The organism is Pantoea sp. X-Soil-MYKO-1785, from assembly GCF_059730675.1.
In genome coordinates this window covers 282,209-306,202 of record NZ_AP036001.1, presented here as the reverse complement: position 1 = coordinate 306,202, position 23,994 = coordinate 282,209, and the positions used below count along the sequence as shown (strand labels likewise).

Annotated in this window: 23 protein-coding genes; 9 read left to right on the top strand and 14 right to left on the bottom strand. The window is 54.9% G+C overall.

Going from position 1 to position 23,994, the window contains the following annotated elements; genetic code table 11:
* Nucleotides 1-119: 119 nt before the first annotated feature.
* The gene (locus AC6I8D_RS21360) at nt 120-1,241 is read right to left on the bottom strand and encodes a serine hydrolase domain-containing protein (RefSeq protein ID WP_497820884.1); all 1,122 of its coding nucleotides are present in this window, start codon (nt 1,239-1,241) and stop codon (nt 120-122) included.
* Nucleotides 1,242-1,701: 460 nt separating this feature from the next.
* On the opposite strand from AC6I8D_RS21360, the gene AC6I8D_RS21355 reads away from it, so the two are divergent.
* From AC6I8D_RS21355 to AC6I8D_RS21340, 4 genes are all read left to right on the top strand, one after another.
* A complete protein-coding gene (locus tag AC6I8D_RS21355; protein ID WP_312054095.1) occupies nt 1,702-2,076 on the top strand; it encodes a hypothetical protein in 375 nt (124 codons plus the stop codon).
* Between the two features lie 987 nt (nt 2,077-3,063).
* Complete coding sequence (locus AC6I8D_RS21350; protein WP_312053907.1) at nt 3,064-4,299, top strand: oligosaccharide flippase family protein; 1,236 nt, start codon at nt 3,064-3,066, stop codon at nt 4,297-4,299.
* 5 nt (nt 4,300-4,304) lie between these two features.
* Nucleotides 4,305-5,174, top strand: a complete 870-nt coding sequence (locus tag AC6I8D_RS21345; RefSeq protein WP_312053906.1) for an ATP-grasp fold amidoligase family protein — start codon at nt 4,305-4,307, stop codon at nt 5,172-5,174.
* A gap of 662 nt (nt 5,175-5,836) precedes the next feature.
* Complete coding sequence (locus tag AC6I8D_RS21340) at nt 5,837-6,187, top strand: cyclophilin-like fold protein (protein ID WP_497820883.1); 351 nt, start codon at nt 5,837-5,839, stop codon at nt 6,185-6,187.
* 51 nt (nt 6,188-6,238) lie between these two features.
* Here AC6I8D_RS21340 and AC6I8D_RS21335 read toward each other — a convergent pair whose 3' ends face one another.
* The 7 genes from AC6I8D_RS21335 to AC6I8D_RS21305 all read right to left on the bottom strand — a co-directional run bounded on the left by AC6I8D_RS21335 (nt 6,239) and on the right by AC6I8D_RS21305 (nt 13,985).
* A complete protein-coding gene (locus AC6I8D_RS21335; RefSeq protein ID WP_497820882.1) occupies nt 6,239-6,988 on the bottom strand; it encodes a carboxymuconolactone decarboxylase family protein in 750 nt (249 codons plus the stop codon).
* An 8-nt stretch (nt 6,989-6,996) separates the two neighbouring features.
* Nucleotides 6,997-7,482, bottom strand: coding sequence for a (R)-mandelonitrile lyase (locus tag AC6I8D_RS21330; protein WP_497820881.1), 486 nt, complete (start codon nt 7,480-7,482; stop codon nt 6,997-6,999).
* 48 nt (nt 7,483-7,530) lie between these two features.
* Nucleotides 7,531-8,553, bottom strand: a complete 1,023-nt coding sequence (locus tag AC6I8D_RS21325) for an XdhC family protein (protein ID WP_497820880.1) — start codon at nt 8,551-8,553, stop codon at nt 7,531-7,533.
* On the bottom strand, nt 8,546-9,757 hold the full coding sequence (locus AC6I8D_RS21320) for an MFS transporter (protein ID WP_497820879.1): 1,212 nt from the start codon (nt 9,755-9,757) through the stop codon (nt 8,546-8,548). The genes AC6I8D_RS21325 and AC6I8D_RS21320 overlap by 8 nt, the downstream gene beginning before the upstream one ends.
* Before the next feature lie 170 nt (nt 9,758-9,927).
* Nucleotides 9,928-11,268, bottom strand: coding sequence for a c-type cytochrome (locus tag AC6I8D_RS21315; protein ID WP_497820878.1), 1,341 nt, complete (start codon nt 11,266-11,268; stop codon nt 9,928-9,930).
* 24 nt (nt 11,269-11,292) lie between these two features.
* Complete coding sequence (locus tag AC6I8D_RS21310; RefSeq protein ID WP_497820877.1) at nt 11,293-13,530, bottom strand: xanthine dehydrogenase family protein molybdopterin-binding subunit; 2,238 nt, start codon at nt 13,528-13,530, stop codon at nt 11,293-11,295.
* Nucleotides 13,527-13,985 carry a (2Fe-2S)-binding protein gene (locus AC6I8D_RS21305; RefSeq protein WP_312053894.1) on the bottom strand — a complete coding sequence of 153 codons (459 nt, stop codon included), beginning with the start codon at nt 13,983-13,985 and terminating at the stop codon, nt 13,527-13,529. Before AC6I8D_RS21305 ends, AC6I8D_RS21310 begins: the two co-directional genes overlap by 4 nt.
* Before the next feature lie 370 nt (nt 13,986-14,355).
* Here AC6I8D_RS21305 and AC6I8D_RS21300 point away from each other — a divergent pair, with 370 nt between their 5' ends.
* From AC6I8D_RS21300 to AC6I8D_RS21285, 4 genes are all read left to right on the top strand, one after another.
* A complete protein-coding gene (locus AC6I8D_RS21300) occupies nt 14,356-15,240 on the top strand; it encodes a LysR family transcriptional regulator (protein WP_497820876.1) in 885 nt (294 codons plus the stop codon).
* Nucleotides 15,241-15,536: 296 nt separating this feature from the next.
* Nucleotides 15,537-15,767, top strand: coding sequence for a tautomerase family protein (locus tag AC6I8D_RS21295; protein WP_497820875.1), 231 nt, complete (start codon nt 15,537-15,539; stop codon nt 15,765-15,767).
* 24 nt (nt 15,768-15,791) lie between these two features.
* The gene (locus AC6I8D_RS21290; protein ID WP_497820874.1) at nt 15,792-16,556 is read left to right on the top strand and encodes an SDR family oxidoreductase; all 765 of its coding nucleotides are present in this window, start codon (nt 15,792-15,794) and stop codon (nt 16,554-16,556) included.
* Nucleotides 16,557-16,627: 71 nt separating this feature from the next.
* On the top strand, nt 16,628-17,032 hold the full coding sequence (locus tag AC6I8D_RS21285) for a (R)-mandelonitrile lyase (protein WP_031377662.1): 405 nt from the start codon (nt 16,628-16,630) through the stop codon (nt 17,030-17,032).
* A gap of 325 nt (nt 17,033-17,357) precedes the next feature.
* Here the strand turns inward: AC6I8D_RS21285 and AC6I8D_RS21280 are convergent, their stop codons facing one another.
* The 4 genes from AC6I8D_RS21280 to AC6I8D_RS21265 all read right to left on the bottom strand — a co-directional run bounded on the left by AC6I8D_RS21280 (nt 17,358) and on the right by AC6I8D_RS21265 (nt 19,914).
* Entirely contained in the window at nt 17,358-17,597 is a 240-nt protein-coding gene (locus tag AC6I8D_RS21280; RefSeq protein ID WP_084227913.1) for a biofilm development regulator YmgB/AriR family protein, read from the bottom strand.
* A 145-nt stretch (nt 17,598-17,742) separates the two neighbouring features.
* Nucleotides 17,743-17,934 (bottom strand): con-10 family general stress protein, encoded by a 192-nt coding sequence (locus tag AC6I8D_RS21275; protein WP_072051044.1) that lies wholly within the window; start codon nt 17,932-17,934, stop codon nt 17,743-17,745.
* An 838-nt stretch (nt 17,935-18,772) separates the two neighbouring features.
* On the bottom strand, nt 18,773-19,321 hold the full coding sequence (locus tag AC6I8D_RS21270) for an NUDIX domain-containing protein (RefSeq protein WP_497820873.1): 549 nt from the start codon (nt 19,319-19,321) through the stop codon (nt 18,773-18,775).
* 17 nt (nt 19,322-19,338) lie between these two features.
* Nucleotides 19,339-19,914 carry a TetR/AcrR family transcriptional regulator gene (locus AC6I8D_RS21265; RefSeq protein WP_312053885.1) on the bottom strand — a complete coding sequence of 192 codons (576 nt, stop codon included), beginning with the start codon at nt 19,912-19,914 and terminating at the stop codon, nt 19,339-19,341.
* Between the two features lie 118 nt (nt 19,915-20,032).
* Here AC6I8D_RS21265 and AC6I8D_RS21260 point away from each other — a divergent pair, with 118 nt between their 5' ends.
* Complete coding sequence (locus AC6I8D_RS21260) at nt 20,033-21,475, top strand: amidase (RefSeq protein WP_497820872.1); 1,443 nt, start codon at nt 20,033-20,035, stop codon at nt 21,473-21,475.
* A 121-nt stretch (nt 21,476-21,596) separates the two neighbouring features.
* Here AC6I8D_RS21260 and AC6I8D_RS21255 read toward each other — a convergent pair whose 3' ends face one another.
* Nucleotides 21,597-22,349, bottom strand: coding sequence for an alpha/beta hydrolase (locus AC6I8D_RS21255; RefSeq protein WP_312757925.1), 753 nt, complete (start codon nt 22,347-22,349; stop codon nt 21,597-21,599).
* Nucleotides 22,350-22,515: 166 nt separating this feature from the next.
* Nucleotides 22,516-23,931 (bottom strand): NAD-dependent succinate-semialdehyde dehydrogenase, encoded by a 1,416-nt coding sequence (locus AC6I8D_RS21250; protein ID WP_031377717.1) that lies wholly within the window; start codon nt 23,929-23,931, stop codon nt 22,516-22,518.
* Between the last annotated feature and the right edge of the window lie 63 nt (nt 23,932-23,994).

The following is a 23,994-nucleotide window of genomic DNA, read 5'->3' as shown; positions in this document are numbered from 1 at the left end:
TTTTCCTCCTGCTCTCAGCTGCAATCTGGCGGGTTAAAGCAAATAATTTGCATTAACTTATCACCGGCAGTTTACCTTATCGGGCGATGCATGGGCAGCAACGTGCGGTTTCCGGCTTTTTAGCCGCCCTCGCAAATTTCATGCGCCAGTCTGACGATCGCTGGGTTGCTGAATAACCGGCTGGCACAGTCCGCTTCTGCCGCCGCATGCATCGATCCGAGATTGGTTAATATCACCAGCGCGCAGTCGGTTTCTCTGAACCACCAGGCACAGGCGCTGTAACCCAGCACGTTGCCGCCGTGACCGATAGCCGGGCCAAAAGCAGAATCTGTTGTGAACAGGCTTAAGCCGATCTGCCCCTCGCCGGCCGGCCGCCAGCGTTGCATCTCACGCAGACTTTGCGGGTTAACTAACGCGCCGTTTTTCAGCGCCAGACAAAAGCGCATCAACTCCCCGGCGGTAGAAACCATCCCGCCAGCGGCCCACTCAACTGAGAGGCTGGCAGCAGAAACATTGATCATCGCCGCGCGCTCAGGGGTAAAACATTCGGCGACGCCGGCGTGCTGGATGAAATGTGCGTCCGCCCGATGATATCGCGTGGCGACGTTGTGCCGATCGGAAAGCGGATAGCCCTCCAGCCGGGTCTGTTTAAGCGAGAGCGGCCTGAAGATGCGCTGGTTTAACGTCTCCTCCAGCGTGTTGCCGGTGACCCGTTCAATCAGCATCCCCAGCAGGGTGAAGGAACTGTTGGAGTAGTGAAACTGTTCATCAGGCAGAGCCAGTGCCGGTTTGCCGTGGATATATTCCAGCGCTTCCTCCGGTCGCCAGACCTTATCTGCGACGCTATCTTTACCGCGCGCCGCATGGATCCAGCCAGGCTGATCTTCCCAACTGGGGATCCCGGCGTAATGTGATAACAGCTGTCTGACCGTCGCCACCCGGGCATTGGCGATACCCGCCAGCTGTGCTGGTTCCAGCCAGGCAGAGAGCGGATCGTCAAGCGTTATTAGCCGCTCTTCGCTAAGCTGCAGCAGGATAACGGCGACAAATAGTTTGGTGATACTGCCAATGCCAAATGCGGTATCAGCTGAATTTCGCTGGCGGTTACGGAGGTCAGCATATCCCGCGGCGAACTGCCAGATCAGACGGTCTGCTTTGCCGATGGCAATCGATATCGCCGGAAAAGCTTTGCGGGTCTTTTCATCCAGCAGTTTGATGAGCGGTTCGGCACTGACGGTCATTGCGGTTCCTCACGGTTAGCCTGTTAAGCATGCAACACATCACGGCTGACGCTGCTTTCTTCATGCCGGCTGCACGCGTTAAAACCGGACTTTATGCCGATGAATCGCGTTTGCAAAACGCCGCCTGAAAGCGCGTCGGCTGGTGCAGGTCGTTCAACGGAATCCGACGTTGACCGCGATCAACTCACGTCGTACGCGGCACAGGTAGATTCGCGCGGTCAGCCTGGCGCCGGTCATGGCTAAGTTTGAGACCGGCGGCATTGCCGGTCATTATCGGTCAGCGGCTCTGACCAATGAAGCCATCGGCACTATGATTTGTACGGATGGCTTTGTAAGGATGGCTTAATCAGAGCAGCTTAACCAGAGCGGCTGAAATCATCTATGGGTCAGCAAAGCTGATCATAAACGAGGAAATACCATGAACATCACAGCTCCTGCGGGTTCCCGCATTTTAACGGCGATGCTGATTGTGACGGCACTGAGCTGCATTGCGACGCCCGCGCAGGCTATCAGCCGCGCCTATCGCGCCCAGCTTGAGCGCAGCGGCTGTAGCCAGATGACCGACGCCGACGGCACCTGCGACATCAGAAAAACCAGAGCGCAGAATCAGGCAAACAGCGTAAACGCCCCTGCCTCCGGCCTGAAGCTGGATCAGCTGATCGGCAAATCGATAGATGTCGCCTCCGGTCAGCTGATTGCTGACGGCTGGAAAGCCAATGAGGGACGCTGGTATCACGATAATCGTGTTCTGACGCTGACCGTCGCGGATAACCTGATCACCGCGGTCTCGCTGAAGCATGCCGGACACGCCTCGCTCACGCTGAGCAAAGAGTAAAGCAGGGGTGCGGATTAGCTGGCCTGTAAGCGGTGACCGGCTGTATCCCGCTTCGGCGGCTCAGCAGCCAAACGGCGGTATTCGCGACTGAACTAACAGGTTTTTTTGCCTCGGAAAAAGTTGCTGATGCCGCCACCAACGCGATAGCTCACTCTGCGCTAATAACCTGCCCATCTGCCATCTCATGCCGGTAATACTCTGGCCGTACAAATGCTGGATGCAGAGCCTGTTGCCTGTCTTCAGCCCCAATACCTCACCTGTCTGGAGCCGGGTCAGCGGGGCGCAGTTTTTTTGAGAATAAGCGTTCAGAGAATGAATGATCAGCGAATCGGTGTACTGTGAATAAATGTACTGAGAATAAGCGCCCTGAGAATAGGTGCACAAAGAAGAAGCCTATAGCGAATAACAGTAACGTGCGGTTAAACGGCTCAGACAAGAGGCAAATTCGCTCAGGACGCAAATTTACACCGTCAGGATCTCTTTTCCTGCGGCCAATCGCGAAGCAGCCATTCAGAAATAGAGGTCTCAGCTAATATGGACACCAATAAACTGGCTGCGTTAACCCGGTAACTTTACGGACAGAAGACGGGAGAAATGAAACGCCGGCCCGCCATCCGATAGCATACCGGTAAACCTCAATGACCCGATGTGGGTATCACGCAAAACCAGCAGAAAGATCATCCTTCCTGTTCGCACCTTATCCAATTATGCGACACAATTAACCAGTGGCCTCATTATTCTAAAATCACTGTCATTAATCTGATTCATTAAAAAAAACCTTCACTAATCTTATTTAAGCAGCCACACTGTCAACCAAATAAATTTCATTCCGGTTAGACAACATTATGCTGAGACGTTATTTGATTATATAAAAACCTTCTAAGCCCGACAGTAAATTAACTCAGAAGATAAACGGTAAGCCTGTTTTAGGCTTGCTTCATTAATCACGCACTACAGCATTGAAAAATTGTTCATGAGAGATATTAAATGTACTCCAACTCGATATGGATCATGCTTGAGAAGTCAGTCAACATTATCGGCTTAATCTATATCAACGCACTGATGGCAAAGTACGTTGGCCCGGAAAACTTTGGTAAGATAAATATCTCAACCTCTCTTTTCATCTTTGTACAGACGCTCTCGTGGTTTGGTGGTCAGAACATTATTTTTAAACGCATGAGTGAAAAGACCAGCTCCGGCGTTGCACTGGCGATGCACACCCAAAACCAACGGCGCTTTTTCTTTCTGCTGTCATCAGGCGCAGTATTAATTTATCTCTATTTTTTCACTGACTTTATCGTCTTTTTATTTGGCGTCGCCAACTGCATTGCCACCTACTTTATCGTGATGGACTTTTTCTCTATCTACAATAACACCCAGCTAAAATCAAAAATAAACACCATAACCAACGTAATTGGTTTATCCATCGCGCTGTTGATTCGTTACTGTGTGGCCCATTTTAAACTGCCAGTGTACTACTTCACTATCCCTATCATCATTATCCCCTTGATACCTTATATCTTGCGCCTTATTTATTTTAACCGTACAACTGAAATAAAAGAGAACAGTAAGGGGATTGCAGTCTATAACCGGCACATGTTATTCGCCGGAGGTGCACTGATTTTATCCAGCCTGTCTGCCGATATATACACGCAGATATCGAGCATTTTTCTAGCTAAAATCCTCTCTTATTCAAATCTGGGTGTTTATAGCGTTGCGTTAACCTTAGGAGGTGCATGGTCATTTATTGTTCTTGCGTTAATAACTAGCTTCTTTTCAAAGATATACAGTGAGAAAGATCAGCTAACGGTTGAAGCGTTACTGATTAAAATCAACCGACTTGTCATTCTGTTTTCTCTCATTGCGCTGGGCGGATTCTATATATTTGGCGATTTTGTCATACATTTACTCTATGGCGAAAAGTATATGGATTCGGTAAAGATCATTCCCATCATTATCATTGGCACCATGTTCTCGTCGTTAGGAACAATTTGCTACCGCTATATGATAAAAGAGTCCGGGTACAACTACCTGGCCAGGAAAATGTTGTTATGTTGTCTGTTAACCATACCGTTATCCTGGTTAATGATAAATGCTTTCGGGATTAACGGTGCGGCATACTGCTTTTTAATCGTTGAGATTTCATCCTGTACCTTACTCAATTACTTCTTCAAAAACAAAACAATCATCAAAATGCATCTTAATATTTTCAAACTGAGATAATTTTAATGAACATGATAAAACACACAGTCAAGTCAGCTTTAAAATTTAGCGCCTACATGTACCCTGAATTTTGCGCTAAAACGCACTACTACATCAAGTTCAGAAAAAAACTGAACTTAACAAACCCTACCAACTTTAATGAAAAAATCCAGTGGCTCAAGTTCAATGAGTTAAATGATGATATTTACACCCTGTGCGCGGATAAGTACAAGGTGAGAGAGTATGTCAAATCGAAAGGATGTGGTGAAATTCTTAACGAACTCTACGGTGTCTATGATGACTCACGGGAGATTGACTACCGGGCATTACCCGACAGGTTTGCACTTAAGTGTAACCATGGCGCCGGATACAATATTATATGTCATAACAAAGCATCACTGGACATTGCGAAAACCAGCAGGCAACTAAACAAATGGCTGAAGCAGGACTTTTCAACCAACTTTATAGAGCCACAGTATAAGAGAATAGAAAGAAAAATCTTATGCGAGAAATACATTGAAAATGATCGCGGGGGGTTTCCTGATGATTATAAATTCTATTGTTTTAATGGCAAGCCTTATGCAGTAATGGTGTGCATGGAGCGTGAGAAAGGCACCCCAAAATTCTACTATTTTGATATGGACTGGACCCCGCTTCCATTTGAAGACACCATTGAGTTAATCAATAAAAACGATTACCCAAAAATGCCTGAAGGTTTCAAAAAAATGCGGGATTATGCGGTTAAACTCGCCGCTGACTTTAAGTTTGTCCGGGCCGACTTCTACCTGCTCAATGGCAACGTTATTTTTGGCGAGCTGACATTCACCCCATCTGCGGGACTGGATGTCACATTGCAGGAAGCCGATGTTATTTTAGGAAGCCAGCTAAAACTTTAGTCTTACCAGCAATGAATTTACTGCCTGCCGGAGCAGGTTAAACACTTTCCAGCCTGCTCCGCACCCCGGTTAACTATTTTCCCGTCGCTTTTCGCTCATAACAGAGGTTAGCCGGTTTTAAATTCGCGCTTTGCAGCGCCTGACACTGCTTATGACAGGATTAGCTTCGACAGATTCTCCCCCTGCTCCACACCAAAATCTCCCCGCATAGCGCTGACCCGCTATCACAGGGTATAAGGGTAAGACGGCGCTAAATATCAATGCAGGTTAGCCAGCCGCTGTGCCTGTTTTCAGAGCACGTAGCCTCAGTCTGCGTGAGTTGTGTTCCGCTGACAGCTGCTCAACAGGGATCAGTCAGCTACAAAACGCGCCGTTCTGCTTCCGCGCATCCTCAAAGCCGGTCGCTGGTGCAACGCCACAACCCTGCGTAAAGCTAAAATGTTAACTGACGGTCAGACTGACCGTGTACACTTCTAAGGCTCATCTTCCGGATTAAGGTCTTTATCATGACAGCGATCCTGCCCGTTCTGATGCTTCACACCACATCGCGTCACAGACGTTTCAGCGTTACACTAGCGATAATGATTGCGGCCATCGCCAGCCCAGGCGCTGCGTTCGCCGCGATAAACCAACCTACCGGCCCGGCCTTGAGTAAAAACAGAATGATCACAATTCAGATCGATAATCAGTCGTACCGCCTGATTCCAGCCGATAACGCGGCGTCCCGCGCCCTGATAAACAAACTGCCGCTCAGCGTGGAAATGGTTGAACTGAACGGCAACGAAAAATATGTCGATCTGGCTTTTGATCTGCCGGTCGGACCGGCAGTCACCGGAACCATTCAGGCTGGCGATGTGATGCTGTATGGCAACAATACGCTGGTGCTGTTTTATAAAAGCTTTCATACCACCTACCGCTATACGCGGATTGGCCGGATAGACGCACCGGAGGCGTTAGAACAGCATGACAGCATGAAAGCAGCAACGGTCAGCGTGACGTTGTCACCCGAATAAGGATTGATTCTTTCCTGCGAAAAGCGCCATGCACTGCATGGCGCTTATTTGCTACTGTTGCGCCACTGAATCGAGCGCGGCCTGCAGCCGTTCAGCCCAGGCGGACTGTTGCTGCTCGCTGAAAAACGGCACCAGTTCGCCCAACTGCTCGGCACTCAGGCCGGTATTGATGCTGATGCCCAGGTGCGCTTTCAACTGCGGCTCCACCCCGTCCATCGCGGCCAGCGCGCCGACCGTCGCCAGCTCACGATTTTTCCAGCTGAAATTGTCCCGCTCAAAAATGTCACCGAACAGGTGAGACTGCAGATAATCATTCATTACCGGCGCGAAATCGAACAGCGGTCCTTTCACCGGGCTGCCGACCAGCGCGGTCTGGTTGCGTTTACCGGCGGCCGCCATCGCCTCTGGCGCAGGAAGCGGGCCAGGCTGTTGCCCCAGCCGATCCTGTTTTCCCGCCAGCCGTCGGCTTTCGGTCACTTTCATCAACTCGCCCAGCGCATTCAGACTGCGTGGGAAGCCAGCATAGGCATACAGCTGGACCAGTATTTCGCGACAGTCGCTCAGGGTCAGGCCAGCGTCCAGACCGCGATTCAACGCCGCGTTCAGTCCGGTTACATCACCGATGGCCGCATAGGCGGCAATGCTGGCTATGTTTTTCTGCTGTAACGACAGTGGCTGGGTTTGTTTCTGCAGTTGAGCCGCTATTTTTTTGCGTTCTGCATCGGGCATGGCATCTGCCAGCGCCACGGACGGGGCCAGTGCCATACAAAGCATCAGTGCAGCATTTAAGGTTTTCATCATTAGGATCCTTACGATTTTTCAGCCGCGGCATATTGCCGATCGCTGACCTTTTCCATCCAGTCGACTACCTTGCCGTCCAGCGCTTCTGCGATAGCGATATGCGACAGGCTGTTTTGCGGGGCGGCACCGTGCCAGTGTTTAACCCCGGCCGGGATCCAGACAATATCGCCCGGCCGGATCTCACGCACCGGCCCTCCCCATTCCTGCACCCGGCCCACGCCTGCCGTGACAATCAGTGTCTGACCGAGCGGATGGGTATGCCATGCGGTGCGGGCAGACGGCTCAAACGTCACCGTCGCGCCACCGGTCCGTGCCGGTGCCGTGGCCTGAAAAGGCGCATCAATACGCACTGCACCGGTGAAATAGTCTGCTGACCCCTTCACGGAAGGTTGATCACCACTGTGAGATAAGCGGATGCTGGAAGCCGTTTCCTGAGCGGAGACGGCGGAGGCGGTCAGCGCCAGTGCCAGCGCAACAAGGGTAACTTTTTTCATAGGGCTCCTTACGAGTTGAGGGAGAGAGGTTGAGGATAATGACAGCGATTAAATGTTCTGCCGGATACCGTTGGCGTTAAACGATGCCGGGCAGAACTCCTGCCCGGCTGCCGCACCATTTTTGTAGCGAACCACATCGGCCATGATCGACAGAGCTATTTCCGCCGGGGTTTTACTGCCAATTTCCAGCCCCACCGGGGCGTGGATACGGTTAAGCTGTTCGGAACTCATCTCTGCCAGTCGCGCCAGCCGCGCTTTACGATTAAGGCTGTTGCGCTGAGATCCCATCACGCCGAGGTAGAAGGCTGGCAGGTTAACGGCTTCCATCATGGTGAGATCGTCGATGCGGGGATCGTGGGTTAACGACAGAATGGCGGTGCCGGAATGACAGCCTTCGCGCTCCAGCCAGGCCGCCGGAAACTGGTTAATCCATACCACCCCGTCATTCACCTCCGCCGCCAGGCTGTTCATCACCTCGTCACGATGCTCACAAACGACGGTTTCAAAGCCGAGCGCCACGGCGAAATTAGCGCAGTACACCGCCACGCTGGAGAGACCGGCAATGATCACCCGCGCAGGCGCGCACAGGGTCAGTTCGATCTGCTGGTGGTCAAGCGTCACCCGGGTGCGCCGGATATACGGGGCGGGTTCAAGTGAATGGCAGGCGGCAGGCAGCGTCACTTTTTTGGTCAGCGCGCTGGCGCTGTTCAGTGCTTCGATCATCTTCGACAGATAAGTGAGGGTCTCGCTTCCCGGCTGGCGTTTTTCAACCAGAATATCCAGCACGCCTCCGCACGGCAGCGCCCTGTCGGGGGCATAGCCGCCTTCACCATACCGCACCCGCTGGCTCGCCGCAGAAAAATCCCCATCACGGATGCGCGCAATGAAGCTTTCTTCAATGCAGCCACCCGACAGCGATCCGCTATAGCGGCCATCCGCGGTAATCACCATCATTGCGCCCGGCGGACGGGGCGATGAACCGTAGGTGTGCAGCACGGTGCACAGCCAGATCGCTGAGGTTTCGGCCCAGCGCCGGGCGGTCTGCAGTATCTGCAGATCAGGGCTACGCATGTTGCTCCTGCGCCTGACTCGCCAGGCCATAGCGAGCGGCCAGTAGCGCAAACAGCGCCGAACAGAGCAGAACCACCACGCCAAAGGCAAACGGGCTCCACCAGCCGGCAGCGTCGAACAGCGCACCGCCAACGCTCGCGCCCAGGGTAATGGCCATCTGAATCACCGCCACCATTAAGCCGCCGCCCGCTTCAGCCTCTTGCGGCAGCGCCCGGCTGAGCCACAATCCCCAGGCGACAGGCGCAGGCGTGGCAATCAGTCCCCACAGCGCCAGCAGCAGACCGGTGCCCCACAGTGAGCCGCCTTCAACAATCAGCAGCCCGCCGATCAGCGCCATCGCCAGCGGGATCAGCACCAGCCAGATAAACAACCGATGCGCCAGTAACCGGCCGATCAACCAGGTCCCGACCAGACCGGCAGCGCCCAGCAGCAGCAGGATAAAAGAGAGGGCGTCGACGCTGGCACCGGTTACCGATTCCATGAAGGGACGAAGATAGGTAAAGATGCTGAACTGGCCCATAAACAGGAACATTATCCCGGTCATTCCCAGTGCCACATGCGGATGTTTCAGTAACCGCAGCGGCGAGGCGCTATTTTTAGTCGCGGAGCCGGAGAGTGAAGGAATGCTGCGCCATTGCCAGATGAACGCCAGGATAGCGAGCGGAACCACCATAAAGAAGACCCCGCGCCAGCCAATATACTGGCCGAGAAAACTGCCGAGCGGTGCCGCAACCGTGGCCGCCAGCGCATTACCGCCGTTGATCAGCGCCAGCCCTTTTGCCACCGCGTGACGTGGCACCAGCCGCATCACCGTGGCGGTAGACATTGACCAGAATCCGCCGATGGCAACGCCCAGCAGCGCGCGTCCCAGCATAAACATGATGCCGTTAACCGCAAAGGTCACCACCAGACCGGAGAGGGTCAGCAGCAGCGTAAAGGTCACCAGCACCTTTTTACGATCCAGCTGCCCGGTGAGTGGCGTGTTGAGCAGGCTGGTGAGCACCGCAAACAAACCGCTGATCGAGATCGCCTGTCCCGCCTGACCCTGACTGATGCTGAGATCGCTGGCGATCGGGGTCAGCAGGCTGACCGGCATAAATTCTGAGGCGATTAACACCACCACGCCCAGCGCCATTGAGAACACCGCGCCCCAGGCAGCATGATGTGACTGCGCACCCGGCGCATTAAGATTTACCGAAGACATTTTCATTCCTGCTAGTCAGACAATGCCGCAATCTTATCCCGGAAGGGATAGTTTAATTAATAGCGGTAAACCGGATGCAATTGTGAGGTAAATTCATCAATACGCCATCTGGCGATCGCAGTTGCCCCATCGGTAACAGCAACCCGGCAACCGCAACCGCCTCTGCTGGCTTAGCGCATCTGTAAAATAATCACTTCGCTGCTGGCGGGATCGGTTTTTTCGCGCATCACCTTCACCGCCCCGGCGTCGGTTTTTTCACCCTGATTGCCCCACGCGCTGCGAATGAAATTCAGCACCTCCGCCGTCTGCCGATCGCTGAGCTGTTTACGATAAGGCGGCATCCGGTAGGCATCGGGTATCCCCTGCGACACCACCCGCGCCGAGCCGTTGAGCACCACGTTAATCGCCGAAGCGGGATCGACCTGCATTGAGCTCGCGCCCGCCAGTGGTGGGATCCACGGTGCCTGACCGCGACCATCCGCTCCGTGGCAACTGCTGCATCGCGCGGTGTAGATCTGACTGCCGGGCAGATCGTTGTGCGCGGGCTGGCTGGTCTGTGACGGGTATTGCCAGCGCGGGCCGGCGTTGTTACTGCCGGGCGGCAGAGACTTGAGATAGTGCGCAATCGCCTGCAGGTCGCTATCGTGCATAAACTGGGTTGAGTTGTTGAATGCGTCGGTCATCGAACCAAACACCACGCCGTGCTGATTGCGGCCGGTCTTCAGGAAGGTCACCACATCGTCTTCGCTCCAGCGACTGAATCCGCTGTTGGCATCATTGCGCAGGCTGGGGGCATACCAGCCATCCAGTAAGGCACCGGCAAGATAATCCGGGCTGCTGGCATCCAGCGCTTTTTCATTAAACGCCAGCCCGCGCGGGGTGTGGCAACTGCCACAGTGGCCCGGCCCCTCCACCAGATAAGCGCCGCGATTCCAGGCCGCACTCTGCTCATCGTTCTCCCGCCATGGCTCACCCGCCGCGAAAGCCGCGCGCCATAACGCCAGCGGCCAGCGCATATTGAGCGGCCAGGGGATATCGGAAGGCGTATTGGCACGGGATGCGGGCTTCACGCCGTGCATCATAAAGGCATAGAGCGCGGCGATATCCTGATCGGAGAGTTTTTGATAGGAGGGAAACGGCATAGCCGGGTAGAGACGATGCCCGTCGCGTGCCACGCCGTGACGCACCGCGCGATCAAAATCGGCCAGCGAATAGCGTCCGATACCGCTGTCATCGTCCGGCGTAATGTTGGTGGTATAGATTTTGCCGACCGGCGTGGCCATCGCCAGACCGCCGCTGAACGGGGCGCTGCCTGCCGTACTGTGACAGGCAACACAGTCGCTGAGCCGGGCGACATATTCACCGCGCTGGATCAGGTCGGCCGATGATGCTGATGCCGCTGAACTGGCACGGTCAAACGGCGAGTCCGGGGTTTTAAACAGCCAGAGAGCAGTCGCGCTGGCGGCTACGACGGCTGCCAGCAGTGTCAGGCTGAGCTTTTTATGTTTCATAATGCATGCCCTTTACGATGTAGCTCAGCTGAAGGTAATCCGGGACAGCGGCATGCTACGCACCCGCTCCCCGGTCAGACGTGAGACCGCATTGGCGACGGCAGGCGGAACCGCCGGCAGCGGCGGCTCACCGATTCCGCCCATTTTTGCCCCGCTCTCGACAATGCGGACCTGCACCTTCGCCATACGCGACGGAGGCAAAATCGGATACATATCAAAGTTACGCGCCACCGGTTGCCCGTGCTGATAAACGCTCTCTTCGATCAGCACCTGAGAGAGCCCGAGCGCCACGGCGCCGTTGACCTGCGCCTCGACGATCGCCGGATTCACGATGCTACCCGGATCGATTGCTTGCCAAATCTGGTGCACTCTGACTTCACCGTTTTCGATAGAGACCTCGGCGATTGCGGCGGCCTCGGTTCCGAACGGTGACGCCATCGCCACGCCCCGCGCCCGACGGCTGCCGTCCGCGGCGGTATACGGGCCGGGTTGCCAGCCGCCGGAAAGATCGGCCACCGTCTGCAACAGCGTGGTCAGACGCGGATTGCCTTTCAGCAGATGCAGCCTGAGCGCCAATGGGTCGAGCCTGCCCCGCTCGGCAATTTCATCGAGGAAGCATTCATAAAAAAAGTCATTCATCGAATTGCCGACCGATCGCCAGTAACCCAGCCGCACCGGGCCTTTATGATAAATCTGCGCGATACGAACGTGCGGAATGGCGTAGGCTTTGCCCGATAACCCTTCCACCGCGGTAGGATCCAGCGTGTCGCCGTGCTGACCGGCCAGCCCCTCGGTCGGCCCTTCACAGATGCTGACCGCCTCCAGCGCCAGCGGGTAGCCGTCGGCATCCAGTCCGGCACGAAACCGCACCGCGGCCATCGGGCGATGGGTATCGCGCAGGAACTCCTCTTCACGACTCCAGATCAGTTTGACTGGCCGCCCAACCGCCCTGGCCAGCTGGACGGCTTGTGGCCAGACCATCGCGGACTCATAGAGGAAGTGACGGCCAAAAAAACCGCCCAGCAGCGGGGAATGGATAATGATCTTATCCGGGCTGAGGCCGGTACGCTTAGCCACGTCGGCCTGGAACATTTCCGGTGCCTGATTGGGGATCCACAACTCCAGCGAGCCGTCGGAATTAAAACGTGCCAGCGCGGACGGCGGCTCAAGCTGGGCGTGGTTAAGATACTGGCTCTGGTAGTGGGCGCTAAAGGTGCTCTTCGCCTCAGCCAGTCCGTGCTGAAGGTCGCCACGAACCTCAGCGTTTTCCCCGTCGCCAGGCTGCTGAGCCAGCACGGCGGCGAACGCATCAGAGGAGAAGTCAGCGGGCATATAGCTGCCGTCTGGCGTCTCTGGCTCCAGCCACTCAACCTGCAGCGTTTCAACCGCACGTTTCGCCTGCCACCAGCGTTCGGCCACCACCGCGACGGCGCCGGGCAGTTGATGAACCGAATGCACGCCTTTCATCGCGCTGACCTGTGCGGCATTGCGCAGCGTACCCACCGTCAGACCAAGCCGCGGCGCGTGCTGTACGGCCGCGTGCAGCATGTTATCCACCCGGCAGTCGATGGTGTAAATCGCCTTGCCGGTCGATTTTTCATGCATATCCAGTCGCTGAACCGGCTTACCAATCCAGCGAAAGTGAGCGGGATCTTTCAGGCTGACCGAATCGACTGAGGGTACCGGCAGCTCACGCGCCCGCGCAGCCAGTTCGCCATAGCGTAATGAGCGCCCTGATTCGCCATGGATCACCCGTCCCGGCTCAGTGTGCAGGCTGGTAACCGGCACCGCCAGTTCAGCGGCAGCGGCCTCGATCAGCATCTGTCGTGCCAGCGCGCCGAGCCGTCGCATGGTGGTATAGCTGGTCCGCACCGACTGGCTTCCGCCGGTGATGCGCATCCCGTTATCCATTACCTGATATTGCGAACCAGGCGGCGCGTTCTCCACCACAAAGGATGCCGGATCGGCGTCCAGTTCTTCACCGACAATCTGCGCCATGGCGGTGAAAATCCCCTGCCCGCCTTCAATGAAGGGCGACAGAAATTTCACTGAGCTGTCCGCGCGTATTTCCAGAAAGGCCGGTACCCGGGTACCGGCTGGCATTGCGGCCGCGGCGGACTGTGCACGGCTCTGTCCGACCGGCAGCCCGACGCCCAGCACCAGCGCGCCCGCCAGACCGCTACCCGAAATCAGAAAACGACGCCGGGAGAGATTGACCGGCTGTTCGCCAAACGTCCTGGTATCAGGCATGCGGCGGCTCATGCTTTCTCTCCTTCAGCGGCCAGCCGATGGACGGCAGCGTTGATCGCGTTATAGGTGCCGCAGCGGCACAGGTTGATCATCGCTGCGGCAATCTGCTCATCCGTTGGCTGGCGGGTCTGTTTTAACAGTGCCGTTGCCGCCATCACCTGCCCCGACTGGCAGTAGCCGCACTGGGGCACCTGAAGATTGACCCAGGCGTCCACCACCCGTCGGCCCACTTCATCGTCCTCAATGGCTTCAATGGTGGTGATCTGTTTACCGGCGACCTTCTCTACCGGCGTCACGCAGGATCGGACGATCTGGCCATCCACCAATACCGAACAGGCGCCGCATTGCGCCAGGCCGCAGCCATATTTGGTGCCGGTCATCCCCAAATCGTCACGAATCACCCACAACAGCGGCGTATCCGCCTCGGCATCGGTTTGATAGGTTTGATTATTAACGTGCAGTTCCATAGGTTTTCCGCTCCAGAGGGGTGACATTGCCCGGAAGTCAATTAATCGCTAAGGCGCATTTAGCCCAACGCGCATCAAAAGACGGCAGCAGAGAAAAAGATGAATAACATGTTTAAGCGGGCAGATTATCCTGACAAAGATTAAGCGCATGATTAATAGCGCTGGTCTGAATGCCCTGATGAATTCAATTCACAAATAGCGCGGCCTGGTGGCGCTTATTCCTACGCTCTGCCGACATAGGTATGGATAGCCCGCTGTTAATTCGCCATCGCTACCGTCGGGTTAATTATAAAGGCGTTGGCCGAAGCTGATTAGATCGGATAATCTGCATCTGCTTGTGAATATAAGTCACAAATAAAGGACTGAACCGATGAATGATATACAGGCATTTATTGCTGTGGCGCGCGAGAAGAGTTTCACCAAAGCGGCGGCGGGTCTGGGCGTCAGCCCGTCGGCGTTAAGCCACACCATCCGCAATCTGGAAGAGCGGCTCGGGGTTCGCCTGCTGGCGCGCACCACGCGTAACGTCGCGCCCACCGAGGCCGGAGAACGCTTATTGCAATCTGTTGCGCCGTTATTTGAGCAGATTACGCATGAAATTGAGCGCATCGGTGAATTACGTGATACGCCAGCCGGCAATATTCGAATTACCTGCTCAGACGATGCCGCAGAAGGATTATTACGCCCGATGCTGCCGGCGTTTCTGGAGAAATATCCCGATATCAGCGTCGAAATCTCGATTGACTATGGCTTCACCAATATTGTGTCAGAACGGTTTGATGCCGGCATCAGGCTGGGCGAATCAATCAGTAAAGATATGATCGCGGTTCGCATGGGGCCAGACTGGCGCCTTTCGGTGGTAGGGACACCCGGCTATTTTAACGTCCACCCGTTACCGGTTATTCCACAGGATCTGGCCCAGCATCGTTGCATTAATATCCGCCATTCGCCTGCCGGCAGTGTTTATGCCTGGGAGTTTGAAAAAGCGGGACGCAAACTGAATATCCGGGTCAACGGACCGCTCATCTCCAATAGCATCGTACACGTGCTGAATGGCGCGCTGGATGGCATTGGTCTGGCCTATGTGCCGGAAGCGATGGCCAAACCGCACATCGAAAACGGCACGCTGATTGAAGTGCTGGCCGACTGGAGCCCGACCTTTGAAGGTTTTCATCTCTACTATCCCAACCGCCGCCATACCTCCTCTGCCTTCGTGGCCTTTGTCGATGCGGTCAGATACCGCGGCAAAGCCTGAGGTTGTTTCCGCAGAGTTGTTTCCGCAGATTAGTCGCCGCCCTGGCCGCCGGTTGTCATTCTCAATAGCGCTATCCAGCGCCGGCCGGACGGACTGCCTCAGCTGACCGGGGTGATTACGCCACCCCGCCACGCCGATAATACACCTGCCGCCCATGCCTTTGCCGTTATTCATGAATGGCACTCATAAGCTTATTTCCGACAGCGCGCTTCACAGCGCAGCGTTCTCAGCCCAGACTCTTTTACCGGAACAGGCGTCACTGTTCCCCTGTTTAACAAAACCATTAAGGATCAGCGATGCCGCATTTAAGCCTGACGTTTAATCCGCAGGAAATGACGGACACAGAAATTGACGCCATGGCTGAAGATCTGTGTGCGGTACTGATACGTCATTTGAATATCAATGAGGCCGCGATCTCCCTGCCGCTCACCCGCGTCAGTGCGGCTAACTGGAAAGCAGAAGTTTACGATCCGATTATTTTGCCCAGCCTGGCGAGGCTCTATAAAAAACCAGGCTACTCACTCTGATTCTGATCACTATCCGGGACTAAGATGATTAATTATGACTATCGCGGAAAAGTTGCGCTGGTAACCGGCGCAGCCTCCGGAATGGGTTTTGCCACCGCCCGCGCTTTCTGTGAAGCGGGTGCGGCAGTGGTTATGGCTGATTTTAATCCGCAGGCCTTATCACAGGCGGCAGAGTCGCTACGCGATAAAGGTTATACCCTGCTTGAAGTAGTGTGCGACGTGACCGATGAGGCACAGGTTAAAAATGTGGTCGACCAGGCGGTGACGGCTTTTGGCCGACTCGATGCGGCTTATAACAATGCCGGAATTCAAAGCCCGGTGGCTGAAACAGCCGATGCCAGTGGAGAGGAGTTCGATCGGGTTAATGCGGTGAATCTGCGTGGCATCTGGAACTGTATGAAATATGAACTTCAGCAGATGCGCATTCAGGAATCGGGTGCCATCGTTAACTGTTCCTCTCTCGGCGGACTGGTCGGTATTGCCGGCCGCGGTGTGTATCACGCTTCCAAACATGGTGTGCTGGGTCTGACCAAAAGTGCGGCACTGGAATACGCCGCGCGCGGCATTACGATTAACGCGGTCTGTCCGGGCATCATCAGCACGCCAATGGTCGGGAAGATGCTGGAAAAAGAGCCCGAAGCGATGGATGAATTGCTGAAGCTACAACCGATTGGTCGTCTCGGCCTGCCGGAGGAAGTGGCAGCAGCCGTGCTGTGGCTGTGCAGTCCGGGTGCCAGCTTTGTGGTCGGCCATGCACTGGCCGTTGACGGTGGCTATACCGTGCAGTAAATCCGCTGCCCCCTGATGCAGCAGCCGATACAACAAACATTACTCACCCTGAATCAGTAAGGAACAATAAAATGACTGATATTTTCAAATGTGGCTCTCAGCCTTCAATGGTCGGTCCGGAAGAGTGGTTTACCGGTACCGTGCGTATCGATCCGCTGTTTCCGGCCAACGAATTTGCCCGCGCCAGTGGCGGTGCCGTAACCTTTGAGCCCGGTGCACGGACGGCCTGGCACACCCATCCGCGCGGTCAGACACTGATCGTCACGGCAGGTTCCGGCTATGTTCAGACCTGGGGCGAAACCGCACGGGAAATTAAGCCCGGTGATGTGGTCTGGATCCCCCCGTTTGAAAAACACTGGCATGGCGCGAGTGCAACCACGGCCATGACGCATATCGCTATCCAGGAAAATGAAGAAGGAAAAGTCGTCGAGTGGCTGGAACATGTCACTGACGAACAATACGGCAAAATCCGTTAACGCGCTTTCACCCTGCGGGCAGGCATTCGGGTCACCCGGATGCCTGCGTAGCCGTTATCTGACCCGCTTTCAGACTTTACGCTGAACAGTAAGCTGAACATCACCTGAGAATCGCCAGCCTTCATCGTCCGAAACGGTAAATAACAGCCGGAGGATCAATCTGTCAGCTGTCTGAATAAAAAAGCCCGTCAATACGGGCTGAACGCTAACAATTGCGTAAAATCACATCACGATCTCTTCCACCAAAAGAAGCGTGGATCTTTCCTGACTCCCTTTTCAGGAAATAAGATCATTATCTGAAAACAGTTCTCCTGGGCCGCTAACGTTACTGCCGGCCAAAAAGCAGGCGAAGTGTCCGGTAATAGGTGCGTTCTTCCTCCATTGACTGACAGAGCTCAAGCTGTCTGACTAATTTACAACACAGGGTCTTCCGGTTAATGGCTTCACCCGAGCGCATCAACTCACAAACAAGCACCCCCACCACCAGCGCGTGTGCGGCATCCTCGTCGTTAAGGTTCATTCTATTCAGAAAGTGTTCCAGCAGTTCGCTATTATTATCTCGCATACCGGCCCCAGCACGATAAAATAATTGCCACTGCTCTCTTGCCAGGTATAAGGAAAGCCTGACCCAGAATTTCCGGGCATGGTTTATCTTAATCTCGTTAAATTAACGCTTAAAATTACAGCATCAGGATTTTCGATCTGAGACTTTATCCGGCGGCTTTTTCCGCAGGCGGCCTGCGGCTCACTTTACCCCCTAGTCGACCCGCCTCAACCGCACGCTCCGGATTATTCTTGAAGTTTCCGCTACTTATCTGTCCGCCTTTGCGTCCCGCCTCGCGCGCCCGCTCCGGATTTTCGGCAAAATTACCCGATCCACCACGCCGTTTTTGTTGTTGCATAATTTCACCTCAACTGAATGTACACAAATAAACAAATACCCCACCAGAACAATTTAAATATTAAAACTGAAGCGATTATTTTCAAGAAAAATATTTAATCAAATAAAGTCATTTTGCCGTTTGGCTTTTTGGCTAAAACTGTCTTAGCAAAATTAAATTTAATTACATTTCAATTATTTAATTTATAAAACTGTACAGTAATTTCACCAAAGGTATAAATTTCTGAAATGTGAAATATGTGATCAGCATCACATTTTAACCAAATTGAATAATCAGGAATAATTTTATTTAACTTTCGTTTAACAACGAATTCTGGTGAATAAAAAGCCATCGCCTGAATATTATTCATAAATTAAGCGAAGCGATATAAAAAATTAAATGTGGCCGCATGTAAGCTGATTAATTATAAGCCAACTATTAGAGGATTCGCTGGTAAGCCCAGCATTAAATATGAATAAAAAACCGCTAGCCTGACTATTCAACAGGATAGCAAGGCGCCATGCACTTTAATATGGTACTACGCTTAATGATCTGAAGGGTAACTCACTGGGGCCTGCCGGTCGGGAAACTACGCCAGCCCGTGAAGCCGGCATTCGGTTAAGGAGGTGCTGACACCTTACAGTTGCTGCTTTCTTCCCTCAGCAGAGATGTCAGACTACCGGGCTGCCGCTGCGTGGTATTAACCCACCGCAACAACCGTTAATGCGCCATTAATCACCAGAGGCTACCGGGAATGTTTGTCGCTGACACCCCCTAATCTGACTCAGGTGAAGAGGCCTTAGCATCGTCTTCAGCAGGCGGCGAAAGGGTCTGTTTTGCCCGCCTGCCTGCGGTCTGGCTAACTGCTGAGCAGGTTTTTTGCCGAGGTCAACAGAAAAGCGGTCACCGAGGTAGCGTCAGATATCTCTCCCTCGAGGATCATTTGCCTGAATGCGGCTACTTTGATGCTTTTTACCTGCAGATCCTGCTCTTCCTGTTCGAGCTGTTGCCCCTCAAACTTGAGTTCTGTCGCCAGAAAAATATGGTAACCCTGAGAAGAGTACCCCTGTGCCAGTTTCTGGTAGCCGACATAGTCCAGCTTTCCCGCCACCAGACCGGTCTCTTCACGCAATTCGCCAGCAGCAATTGACGCCGGGGCGGCATCGGGCGCGTGCTCCCAGCTTCCCTGGGGCAATTCCAGCGTGCGCTTCCCCAGCGGATAACGGTACTGTTCGACCAGATAGATTTCATCATCCTGCACCGCAACGATGACGACAAAATCGTCTTTCTCAATCACCGAATAGATGCCCTGGCTGCCGTCAGCCCGCAGAATTTGATCTTCTTTGAGCGTCATCCAGCGGTTTCGATAAATTTCTGTCGATGTGACTGTGGTTATTGCTGCACGCATCACTGTCTCCTTGATTATCAGAATGCTTTTACCATCGCGTTTAACTTCTCAAGCACAAACTCAGCCGCGCCGTCGAATCCTGCATTCTGAGCCACCACCTGCAGTCCCTCAAGCATCAGCGTGATCTCTTTGGCCGCTGTTTCCGGTTGACTGGCACCGGCTTCGCGACAAAGCGCCACCAGCCGGTGAAATTGCCGCTGCTTATGGGCAAATATCAGCGCCCTGACCTCAGCATAATGCCCGGTTGTTTCCGCCAGGGTGTTAGTAAACGGACAGCCACGCTTCAGCGTCCCGCTGAGATTGGCGGCGATAAACTCGCCAAATCCCTTAATCCGGGCGGCCGGATTGTCAGGAAACTGCTCAGCAAGCCGATCAAAGATCTGACTGTAATCTTCAATCAATCGTCCTATCCACGTCAGAACCAGCACTTCTTTAGAGGCAAAGTGGCGATAGAGCGTCATCTTAGTCGATTCTGCCTGTTCTGCTATCGCATCTACCGTCACCCGGTTAATGCCTTCCTGATAGAAAAGCTTTTCAGCAGCCTGAAGAATGCGTTCTCGCGGCGGCAATCGCGGTTGGATCTCTCTCGTCACTCTTCACTCCTTGCAACGATACTAATTAGTATACTACGATACCGATCGGTATCACTCGATACTAAACAGTATACACGCACAGTCGCTGTTCGTCTTGTCAGCCACTAACCGGACCCTTATGAAACCTTCAGAATACACCGCCTGCGATGCTACTGGCCTCGCTGAGCTGATTAACCAGGGCGACGTCACGCCCGCAGAAGTCAAAGCCGCCGCGATTAACGCCATCAATAAGGTTAACGCTGAGGTCAATGCCGTGATTGAAATCTGGCAGCAGGAAGAGAGCCAGCCGCACGGTCCGTTTCAGGGAGTGCCGATGCTGGTCAAGGATCTGGGTATTTCCGTTAAAGGTCGCGGTAACGAACTGGGCAGCCGTCTGGCGGCCGGTCACGTTTCGCCTCACGATTCAAACCTCGCGCACCGCATGCGCCAGGCCGGTCTGCTGTTACTGGGACGTACCACCACCCCGGAACTTGCCACCAGCACCACCACCGAATCGCGTTTTCAGGGGGAAACCGCGACGCCCTGGAATCCGGCCTACAGTGCGGGCGGCTCAAGCGGCGGCTCGGCGGCGGCAGTGGCGGCCGGTATGGTGCCGGCAGCGCATGCCACCGACGGCGGAGGATCGATTCGGGTTCCGGCTTCAGCAAACGGATTGTTTGGCTTAAAACCGAGCCGTGGCCGCATCAGCATGGGACCGGATGTTGATGAAGTCTGGTCCGGGCTTGCAGTGCATGGCTTTCTCAGCCGCACGGTGAGAGATAACGCGGCGTTACTGGATGCGCTTCAGGGCAACCAGGCCGGCGATCCCTTCACCATTCCCGCCTCCGCGCAAAGCCTGCGCGCCTGCGTCACTCAGGATCCCGGCCGGCTAAAAATCGGTGTCATGACGCATCCGCTGAATGGCGCCCGCACTGCGCCGGAAGTCGCTGGCGCACTGGAACAGACCGTCGCACAGCTTGTTTCGCTGGGCCATCAGGTTGAAGAGGTTTCGCTGGAAATCGGCAGCTGGGAGTCGTTTGTTGAAATGAACAGCCGCTTCTGGGCGGCAAATACCGCCGCCTGGATAGATGCACTGGCGGCCGCGATGAACAGACCGGTCAACCACGAAACGCTGGAGCCAGCCAATCTGGCGCTGTGGCAACTGGGCCATAGCCTGACGGCAACGGATTTCATCGCGGCGATGCAGATGCGTAACAGCGTCACGCAGAAGATGGCGCAGTTTTATCAGCAGTACGACCTGCTGCTGACGCCGGTACTGCCAGCGTTACCGACGCGGCTGGGTGAGTACAATCAGCAACAGCATCAGCTGGATGGGCGCGGCTGGATGCATCACGTGTTTGATCATTCGCCGTTTACCGCGCTGGCTAACGTCTGTGGCACGCCGGCGATGTCGGTCCCGCTGGGATTCAGTCCGGCAAATCAGCTGCCTGTTGGCATGCAATTTATAGCCGGTTTTAATCAGGAGGCGGTGTTACTGAAACTGGCAGGTCAGCTGGAGCGCGCGTTTCCATGGCATCACCGAAAACCCGCTATCTGGGCCGGGAGCGACTGCGCGGGATAAGCCGTTAGCTCTCTGCTGGCAACACCGGCGGTGTCAGGCAACAGCGGGTAAGGTCAGAGAACGACGCGGATAACTGCACAGCAGAAGCAGACTGATCGCTGCTTCTGCTGGTGATGGCAGGTTAGTTTAATGATTTTGCTGCGCCTTCGATGATGGCGGCGATTTTTTGCGGCTGTGACGCGTAAATGGCGTGGTTCCCTTTCAGTTCAGTCACCTTGCTGTTAGCCCGCTTAGCCATGAAGCGCTCCAGTTCAGGATTGATCGCCCGATCGGTGCTGGCGACCACCGCCCAGCTTGGTTTGGTTTTCCATGCCGGTTTGCCTGCAGGTGCATTAAACGCCGCGACGGCTGGCATAACCTGGGAACGCGCCAGCAGATCGGTTTCTTTTACCGGTAAATCCGCGGCAAAGTCAGCGTGGAACGATTCAGGTTTCAGATAGAGAAAGTGATCGTCAGTTTCCGCGATAGAGTGCGCAGCAGGCGGATATTTTTTCGCCAGGCTCAGTAACGAGTCACCTTCATCCGGTTCCATCGCCGCGATATACACCAGCCCCGCCACCGAAGGATCGTTACCCGCCTCGCTGATAATCATCCCGCCGTAGCTGTGGCCCACCAGCAGGGTTTTCCCGCTCTGCATTTTCAGCACGCGCTGGGTCGCAGCGACGTCATCCGCCAGTGAGGTTTGCGGTTCCTGCACAATCGAAACCTTGTATCCCGCTTTGCCCAGTATTTTAGCGATCGGATTCCAGCCAGAACCATCAACGAAAGCCCCGTGGACCAGCACAATATTTTTTACCGGCTCCGCCAGAGAGGACGCTGCATACACCGACATAACCAGACCTAACGCGATTGAAGCCATTGATTTTTTAAACATGTGATTCACCTTATCAGTTTTGAATGCGATTCTGCGGCGTAACGCGTCCTGCCGGAGCGGGTCATCGCCAGCGTATTGTTTAATTTAAATAATCTGCAACGCGCGCCGGATCGGGCGGCAATAACGGCCAGCAGGCCGTTAGCTGCCGTAACCGACGCGTCCCGGCTCAGACCGGCTGTTTAGCCCAGACTGCCTGCGCATTGGTAAATTCCCGCAGGCCGAAATGGGAGAGTTCGCGACCGTAGCCACTCTTTTTCACTCCACCGACCGGGATGCGGGCATTGGTGGCGGAGAAACCATTGATGAATACGCCGCCGGTTTCCATCCGGCGCGCCAGCCGCTGTCCACGCGTCACGTCACCGGTCCAGAGATTGCCGCCCAGCCCGTAATCACTCTGGTTCGCCAGTTCAATGGCATGCTCAGCATTTTCCGCCACGCTGATGGCGGCGACCGGACCAAAGGTCTCTTCATCAAAGGCCGCCATACCTGGCACCACATTCCCCAGCACCGTCGGCGCATAAAAATTGCCGCTTCCCGCCAGCTTTGTTCCGCCCAGCAGCAGCGTGGCACCGGCTGACAGGGTGCGTTCAACCTGATGATGCAGTTCATCGCGCAGATCTTTTCTGGCCATCGGCCCGATATCGGTCTGCGGATCGAGCGGATCGCCCACTTTCAACGCGCTGACCGCTTTAACAAACTTTTGGGTAAACTCGCTGGCAATCGGGGCTTCCAGAATGAACCGCTTGGCGGCCAGACAGACCTGCCCGGCGTTCTGGAAGCGGGCCTCAACGGCTGCCTTCACCGCCAAGTCGATATTGGCATCGGCCAGCACAATAAAGGCATCCGAACCGCCCAGCTCAAGCAGACTTTTTTTCAGTGCCTTACCGGCGATGGCCGCCACCGCTGAACCGGCGCGCAGGCTGCCGGTTAAGGTGACCGCCGCCACACGATCGTCTTCAATGACCCGCGCAACGGTGTCATTGTCAGCAATCAGATTAGTGAATAACCCCACCGGGAAACCGGCGGCTTCATAAGCGTCCTGCAGGGCATAAGCAGAGCCGATAACGTTCGGGGCGTGCTTCAGGATGAAGCCATTGCCGGAGAGCATAATCGGACCTGACGCGCGAATAACCTGCCATAACGGGAAGTTCCACGGCATCACCGCCAGTACGGTGCCAATCGGCAACCAGGAGACATACACCCGATCGTCGTTATCAACAGCCACCGGTTCGTCGGCCAGCACCGCCGGACCATTTTCCGCCAGCCATTCAAGGGTGACGGCGCACTTCTCTACTTCTGCCCGGGCAGCCTTCAGGGTTTTGCCCATTTCTGCGCTGATCAAGGCCGACAGGTTGTCAGAACGCTGACGTAGCACCACTGCGAGGCGACGGTAAGCCGCCACCCGCTCACGCAGCGGAGTGGCCCGCCAGATGCGAAATGCTGCTGCATTCTGCTCCAGCAGCTGCTCTATCTGTTGCGCCGTCTGGCCGGCATAGGTGGCGATCAGCTCATCGGTGGCGGGATTGCGTGATACCGCCAGCGGAGCGGAAACTGAATCGGGTCGGGCTGATTGAGATGACATATTGACTGCCTCCTGAGAGATGAAATGCAGCGCGGTTGTGCTGCGTTAAATCCATCTTAGGCA